Here is a 7,001-nt window from a genome sequence, read left to right as displayed (position 1 = left end):
GGGCACGCCTGCCGAACCCTCTCGCCTGATCGGCCGGCCTGCGCGGCGCCCGCCTCCGGCCTACGCCCGGCCCCGCCCTACGCCCGCCCCCGGCCTACGCTCGGCCTCCCCCCGGCGGGTGACGGCGGGTGAGCCGAGTGAAGGGCGTCCGCCGGTGGGCATGGGGGAGGGATGAGGGTCGTGGTCCTGTCCGACACGCACGCGCCCCGCCGCTGGCGTTCGTGCCCGCCGCGCGTGGCCGAGCACCTGCGCGGCGCCGACGCGATCCTGCACGCCGGGGACGTGTGCGTCGCCTCCGTCCTGGACGAGCTGTCCGCGTACGCGCCGGTCCACGCCGTCAAGGGCAACAACGACGGCCCGGACGTGACGGCGCCCGAGACGCTGGAGCTGACCCTCGACGGCCTGCGGATCGGCATGATCCACGACAGCGGGCCGGCCGGCGGCCGCCTGGCCCGCATGCGGCGCCGGTTCCCGGAGGCGGACCTGGTGGTCTTCGGCCACTCCCACATCCCGCTGGACGAGACCGGCGGCGGGCTGCGCATCTTCAACCCGGGCTCCCCCACCGACCGCCGCCGCCAGCCCCAGGGCACCCTGGGGCTGCTGTCCATCGAACACGGCCGGCTGAGGGAGGCGAGGATCGTCCCGGTCACCCCGTGACCCCGCCCGAGCCACCAGGCGTACGCCTCGGGGGCGGGGTCCTCCCGGGCCGGCGAAGATGCCGTCGGGCGGGATGGACACCGCCTACCTCTCCAACCAAGGCCCTGGACGCCCTCACCCGGTGGTGCGTGACCCGCCCCGATCCTTGAGGATGATGTGGACATGCACCTCACGTCGATTCCCGGATCGTTCTCCGTCTGCCGCCTGCCCGCGGGCTCCCCGGTGCCCGGACCGCCGGCCTCGGCGGAGCTCTACTCCCTGTCCATCACCGCCTCGGAGATCTCCGTGGTGTGCGCCACCGGCGCGGAGCCCGCCGGGGCGGCCGTGGAGGGCGGCTGGAGCGCGATGCGCGTCGCCGGAACTCTCGACTTCGGCCTCGTCGGCATCCTGGCCGCGCTCACCGCGCCGCTGGCCGAGGCCGGGATACCCGTCTTCTGCGTGTCCACGTACGACACCGACTACCTGCTCCTCAAGGCGGACCTGCTGGAACGCGCCCGCGAGGTGCTCGCCGCGGCGGGACACGACGTCTACGCCGCCGCCTGAGCCGGGTCCCGCACGCGGGCGGATCAGTCAACCGACGTAGGCGTCCGCGGTGGCCCGACGCGGGGCGCGGAGAGACCGGCGCCCCACCCGGCCTCTCCGCGCCCGTCCAGGGGCCGTGACCATCCGCTGTCGAGGCACCCGTCATCCGACTGATGCGGCCGGACCGGACCGGCTCCTAGCTTCGTCCCGACGCCCGATCCACCCTGGATCCGGCGGCTCCGACGAATCGAGGGACCCGTGTGCACGATGATCTCCAACCACCCTCCAGCGAAGAGTTCCGGCCGGTCCGGGTATTCCCGGCCCGGCCGCGAACGGGGTGACCGCCGGTGGAGGCCCGCACGGGCTCTCCGCGTCGTGGTCGCCCTCCGGGCCGCCCTGATGCTTCAGGTCGTGCCCGCGTGCGCCGCGCACGCCGACGGGGGATCGGGGCGCTGGACCGGCGCCTGGTCGACCGCCATGATCGCCTCGTTCCCCGACTACTTCGGCGAGAAGAACTGGTCGGCGGGCTTCGCGAACCAGTCCGTCCGGCAGGTGATCAGAGTGAGCCGAGCGGGATCGGCGGTACGCATCCGCGTGTCGAACGTCCACGGCACGACCCCGCTCCGCCTGACCGGCGCGTCGATCGGCAGGACCGCGACGGCGCGCGCGGGCCGTGCGCGGCGCGGTGGTGGCCCTCGGCGACTCGATCACCGACGGATCGTCGTCGGCTCCCGACGCCGACAACCGGTATCCCGACGAGCTCGCCGAGCGGCTGGCCGCCGCCGGGCGGCCGATGGGCGTGCTGAACGCGGGCATCGGCGGCAACCGGCTGCTCCACGACACGCCCGGGTTCGGCGAGCGGGCCACGGCCCGTTTCCGGCGCGACGTGCTTGAGCAGCCGGGCGTCCGTACGGTGATCGTGCTCATCGGCATCAACGACACCGGAGCCAGCGAGGGCGGGTTCGGCGAGAAGACGACCGCCCGGGAACTGATCGACGGGCACCGGACCCTCATCGCCGCCGCCCGCGCCCGTGGCCTCAAGGTGATCGGGGCGACCATGAGCCCGACCAAGGGGACAGCCCTCCCCGGCTACCACACCAAGAACGGCGAGGCGATCCGCGACCAGGTCAACGACTGGATCCGCACCGGCGGCGAGTACGACGCCGTCGTGGACGTCGATCGGGCGCTCGCGGATCCCGCCGACGCGGATCGGCTGAACCCCGCGTACGACGGCGGCGACCGGCTGCACCCAAACGACGCCGGAATGCGCGCCATCGCGGACGCGATCGACCTGAACGCCCTGTAGGAGACTGCCTTGAGAGGCCGAGTAGAACGGCCAGGAGACGGCCAGGAGACGGCCAGGAGCACGAACGACGGATCGCGAGAGGGTAGATCATGACATATCCCGACCCCACCTACTTCGGCGACAAGGGTGAGATCAACGCGACCTACCGCCCGGCGGGCCACGAACCCGACCTGACCTACCGGTCCGGCAACACGGTCCACTATCTGGCGACGGGAGCCTCGACCAACGGCCAGTTCGGCCTCTACCGCTGGGAGATGGGACCGGAGCCGAGCGGCCCCGGGCAGCACTTCCACCGGTCGATCTCCGAGTCGTTCTTCATCCTCGCCGGAACGGTGCGGATCTACGACGGCGCACGCTGGATCGACACCGAGCAGGGCGATTTCGTCCACGTCCCGGAGGGTGGCATCCACGCGTTCCGCAACGAGTCGGGCGAGCCCGCGTCCATGCTGCTGCACTTCGCGCCGGGCGCTCCCCGCGAGGGCTACTTCGAGGGCCTGGCCGAGTTCGCCGCCTCCGGCGGCGCGAGCGACGAGGAGCTGGCCGCCTTCTACCTGCGGCACGACACCTTCTGGCTGTGACCCGCACTGGCTGTGACCCGCGCGATCGCCGTGACCGCCGGCGGGGACCGCAGCCGTGACCCCGGACGCGGCGCGGGTCAGGCCGCGCACAGCTCGGCGAAGCGCCGCACGTCGATGTTGCCGCCCGAGATGATGACGCCGACGCACGGCGGAAGGGGGTCGAGCCTGCCGGCGAGCAGGGCGGCCAGCGGCGTGGCGCCGCTCGGCTCGATGACGATCTTCAGGCGTTCGAACGCCAGCCGCATCGCCGCGCGGATCTCGTCGTCGGTGACCAGGACGATGTCGTCGACCAGCCGTCTGTTGACGGAGAACGTCAGCTCACCCGGAATGTCGGCGGCCTGGCCGTCGGCGATCGTGCGCGGCACCGGGATGGACACCCGCTCGCCCGCCTGCAGCGACCGTCTGGTGTCGTCGCCCTCCTCGGGCTCCACGCCGATCACCCGGATGCCGGGGAGCAGCCCCTTGGCCGCCGTGGCGCTCCCGGCGATGAGGCCGCCGCCGCCCACCGGCACCAGCAGCGCGTCCAGCTCGCCGGCCTCCTCGATCAGCTCCAGCGCGGCGGTGCCCTGCCCGGCGATCACGTGCGGGTGTTCGTACGGCGGGATCAGGGCGAGGCCGCGGTCGGCGGCGAGCGCTTCGCCGATCGCGACCCGGTCGCCGGTGTAGCGGTCGTAGGTGACGATCTCCGCGCCGTATCCGGCGGTCGCCTCCACCTTGGAGCGGGGGGTGTCCTCGGGCATGAGGATCACCGCCGTGGTGCCGAGTTCTCGTGCCGCGAGGGCGACGGCCTGGGCGTGGTTGCCGGAGGAGTACGCGGCGACTCCCCGGGCGAGCTGCTCGGGCGACAGCCGCGACAGCGCGTTGTAGGCGCCGCGGAACTTGAACGCGCCGATGCGCTGGAAGTTCTCGCACTTGAGGAGGGTCCGCGCACCGACGAGGGCGTCGAGCGTGCGCGAGCGCAGCACGGGCGTGCGATGGGCGACGCCCTTGAGCCGGGCGGCGGCGTCGTGGACGTCGTGCAGGGTGACCGGGAGCGCGCGGGTCATGATCGTGTCTCCTCTGAGGTGTCGGGGGCGTTGCCGTCCAGGGCACGCGCCTGGGAGAGGTACGTGTAGGCGGAGGCGCGGGAGATGCCCAGGCGGGTCGCCACCTGGGTGACGGAGCGGCGCATGGCGAAGACGCCGCGCTCGTCGAGGTTCCGGAACAGCTCCAGCCGCTCCTGACGGTTGAGCTCGGCCCAGGGCCTGCGCAGGCCGAGCTGATGGGCGTCGACGATCGCGTGCACGACGGAGTCGATGTCGTCGCTGAAGGTGGTGGTGGGCACCGTCGCCGGGCCGGCCAGCCCGGCCAGCTGCCCGATCAGCTGGTGGGCCTGGGTGACGGCGGTGATGTCGAGGTTCACGCACAGGGCGCCGAACACGGTGCCCGCGCTGTCGCGCAGCACCATCGTGGACGATTTGACCAGCTTGCCGTCCTGGGTGCGCGTGACGTAGTTGAGCTGGTCGCCCGCCTCGTCGCCGCGGGCGAGGATGCCCATGCCGATCTCGCTCATCGACCCGCCGACACCGCGGCCCGTCACCGAGCCGGCGATGGCGACCACGGACGCCTCCGGCCGCCGGAAGTCGTGCACCACCACCTCGCAGAACGAGCCCAGCGTCGCGACGATCCCGTCGACGACGGGAGCGAGCGCGGCGAGGACGGCGTCCTGCTCACGGACCGCGGCGTCCGCGGTCTCTGTGGCGTCACGGACCGTGGCGTCGCTCGCCACACCGCTGCTCGCCACACCGCTGCTCGCCACACCGCTGCTCGCCGCGCCGCTGCTCGCTGCGCCGCTGACCGCCGTGGCGTCACGTCGCATGGGAGGGCTCCGGCACGCGCGCCAGGGCTTCGATCTCGATGAGCCCGCCGTACGGCAGCGAGGCGACGCCGACACAGCTGCGGGCGGGACGCGGCTCGGCGAAGAAGCGCTCGCAGGCCGCGTTGAGCGCGGGGCGGGTGTCGATGTCGGTCAGATAGGCCACGATCTTGATCACGTCACCGGGCGCCGCGCCGACCGACCGCAGAGCCTCTTCCAGATTGGCGAACGCCTGCGCGCACTCCGCCTCGAACCCGCCGGGCACCAGGACGCCGGGCTCGCTGACGCCCAGCCGTCCGGATACCGCGACCAGGTCTCCGCTGCGGAAGGCCACGGAATACGGGTGCTCGTCGACATGGTGTTGTGACACCGGTCCTCCTGCGCGTGTGAGATGGCCGCCCCAAGGTCTAGACGAAATGTACATTATCTAGACGGAACATCCAAGCCGATCCGGCCCGGGGGGCAGGCGGCTGACCAGATCACATTTCATGACATATCGGGTCTTGTTATGCCAGGACTCTTGCAAAGGGCACATGATCAATTCACCCTTCATCCGTAGGCGTAAAGATCAGCTCTACCCCGGCGGGCGACCCCCGCCGGACGTGAAGGAGAGCGTGTGCCGAAAAGCCCCCGCCGGCGTGGCATCCTGATCGGGATCATCGCCGCCCTCACCCTGGTCCTCCCGCAGGGCGTCGCCCAGGCGGCGCCCGAACCAGACAAGATCAACAGCGCCGTCCAGGCCGAGCTGGCCGAGGACGGGAAGTCCACCTTCTGGGTACGCCTCAAGGGCGCGGCCGACTTAGGCCGGGCCCGCCGGGCCACCACCAAGGACGACAAGGCCGAGCTCGTCTACGAGGCCAAGACCGCGAAGGCGGCGGCCTCCCAGGCGGACCTGCGCAAGCTGCTCGAGTCCCAGAACGCCGACTACACCCCGTTCTGGATCGTCAACGCCGTCAAGGTGACGGCCGGTCCCAAGCTGGCCGCCGAGATCGCCAAGCTGCCCGAGGTCGACCGCATCGAACCGATCCGCACCGTGAAGCTGCCCGAGCCCGGTCCGGGCAAGGCCGAGGCGAAGGTCAACGCCGTCGAGTGGAACATCGACCGCGTCAACGCCCCGCGCGTCTGGAACGAGCTGGGCAACCGCGGCGAGGGCGTCGTCGTGGCCAACATCGACACCGGCGTCCAGTTCGACCATCCCGAACTGGCGACCGCCTACCGCGGCAGGAAACCGGACGGCTCAGTCGATCACAACCACAACTGGTTCGACCCGGCCCGCGTCTGCCCGACCTCCGCGCCGTGCGACAACAACGGCCACGGCACCCACGTGATGGGCACCATGGCCGGCGCGAACGGCATCGGAGTCGCACCCGGCGTCAAGTGGATCGCCGCCAAGGGCTGTGAGCTCAACACCTGCACCGACGCCTCGCTGCTCGCCGCCGGCCAGTGGATCCTCGCCCCCACCGACCTGAGCGGCGCCAACCCGCGCCCCGACCTCGCGCCCGACGTCGTCAACAACTCCTGGGGCGGCGCCGGCTTCGACCCCTGGTACAAGGAGACCGTCGAGGCGTGGGTCGCCGCCGGCATCTTCCCGGCCTTCGCCAACGGCAACGAGGGGCCCGCCTGCCGTTCGAGCGGGTCGCCTGGTCAGTACGTGACCAGCTACAGCGCGGGCGGCTTCGACATCAACAACGCGCTCTACGCCCGTTCCAGCAAGGGCGACGGTGAGAACGGCGAGATCAAGCCGAACATCGCCGCCCCCGCCGTCAACGTGCGCTCGTCGGTGCCCGGCGGCAGGTACGACTCCTATACCGGCACGTCGATGGCCTCGCCGCACGTGGCGGCCACCGTCGCGCTCATCTGGTCGGCCGCGCCGTCCCTCCAGGGCGACGTCGCCGCCACCCGGCCGCTGCTCGACAGGACCGCGATCGACGTCTCCGACACCAGCTGCGGCGGCACCGCCGCCGACAACAACGTCTGGGGCGAGGGCCGCCTCGACGCGTACGCCGCCGTCCAGGCCGCCCCCGTGGGCGGGGTCGGCGACCTCGCGGGCACCGTCACCGCCGGCGGCGCGCCGGTGGCCGGG

8 protein-coding genes are annotated in these 7,001 nt (G+C 72.1%); 5 read left to right on the top strand and 3 right to left on the bottom strand.

What is annotated here, in order from left to right:
* Window positions 1-171: 171 nt before the first annotated feature.
* The 4 genes from DQW85_RS30405 (at window position 172) to DQW85_RS30390 (ending at window position 3,063) form a co-directional block, all read left to right on the top strand.
* Window positions 172-657 carry a metallophosphoesterase family protein gene (locus DQW85_RS30405; protein WP_113703250.1) on the top strand — a complete coding sequence of 162 codons (486 nt, stop codon included), beginning with the start codon at window positions 172-174 and terminating at the stop codon, window positions 655-657.
* A 162-nt stretch (window positions 658-819) separates the two neighbouring features.
* A complete protein-coding gene (locus DQW85_RS30400) occupies window positions 820-1,200 on the top strand; it encodes an ACT domain-containing protein (protein ID WP_113703251.1) in 381 nt (126 codons plus the stop codon).
* A gap of 652 nt (window positions 1,201-1,852) precedes the next feature.
* Entirely contained in the window at window positions 1,853-2,485 is a 633-nt protein-coding gene (locus DQW85_RS30395) for an SGNH/GDSL hydrolase family protein (RefSeq protein ID WP_205315528.1), read from the top strand.
* Between the two features lie 89 nt (window positions 2,486-2,574).
* Complete coding sequence (locus DQW85_RS30390; RefSeq protein WP_113703249.1) at window positions 2,575-3,063, top strand: cupin domain-containing protein; 489 nt, start codon at window positions 2,575-2,577, stop codon at window positions 3,061-3,063.
* A 77-nt stretch (window positions 3,064-3,140) separates the two neighbouring features.
* Here DQW85_RS30390 and DQW85_RS30385 read toward each other — a convergent pair whose 3' ends face one another.
* The 3 genes from DQW85_RS30385 to DQW85_RS30375 are packed head-to-tail and all read right to left on the bottom strand — an operon-like array spanning window position 3,141 to window position 5,288.
* A complete protein-coding gene (locus tag DQW85_RS30385; protein ID WP_113703248.1) occupies window positions 3,141-4,109 on the bottom strand; it encodes a pyridoxal-phosphate dependent enzyme in 969 nt (322 codons plus the stop codon).
* A complete protein-coding gene (locus DQW85_RS30380) occupies window positions 4,106-4,921 on the bottom strand; it encodes a helix-turn-helix transcriptional regulator (protein WP_113703247.1) in 816 nt (271 codons plus the stop codon). Before DQW85_RS30380 ends, DQW85_RS30385 begins: the two co-directional genes overlap by 4 nt.
* A complete protein-coding gene (locus DQW85_RS30375) occupies window positions 4,911-5,288 on the bottom strand; it encodes a RidA family protein (protein ID WP_205315527.1) in 378 nt (125 codons plus the stop codon). The genes DQW85_RS30380 and DQW85_RS30375 overlap by 11 nt, the downstream gene beginning before the upstream one ends.
* A gap of 246 nt (window positions 5,289-5,534) precedes the next feature.
* On the opposite strand from DQW85_RS30375, the gene DQW85_RS30370 reads away from it, so the two are divergent.
* Window positions 5,535-7,001: S8 family serine peptidase (locus DQW85_RS30370; RefSeq protein ID WP_162795500.1), on the top strand; the 1,467-nt coding region annotated here is incomplete at its 3' end.

Origin of the sequence: Nonomuraea lactucae, from assembly GCF_003313395.1 — a bacterium.
In the GTDB taxonomy this organism is placed as follows: Bacteria; Actinomycetota; Actinomycetes; order Streptosporangiales; family Streptosporangiaceae; genus Nonomuraea; species Nonomuraea lactucae.
Note: the sequence above shows the minus strand (reverse complement) of the source record. Positions and strands in the feature narration are given on the sequence as shown.

Coding starts and splice junctions, on each gene's coding strand:
- DQW85_RS30405 (WP_113703250.1), top strand. CDS start 172: ATGAGGGTCGTGGTCCTGTCCGACACGCACGCGCCCCGCCGCTGGCGT.
- DQW85_RS30400 (WP_113703251.1), top strand. CDS start 820: ATGCACCTCACGTCGATTCCCGGATCGTTCTCCGTCTGCCGCCTGCCC.
- DQW85_RS30390 (WP_113703249.1), top strand. CDS start 2,575: ATGACATATCCCGACCCCACCTACTTCGGCGACAAGGGTGAGATCAAC.
- DQW85_RS30385 (WP_113703248.1), bottom strand. CDS start 4,109: ATGACCCGCGCGCTCCCGGTCACCCTGCACGACGTCCACGACGCCGCC.
- DQW85_RS30380 (WP_113703247.1), bottom strand. CDS start 4,921: ATGCGACGTGACGCCACGGCGGTCAGCGGCGCAGCGAGCAGCGGCGCG.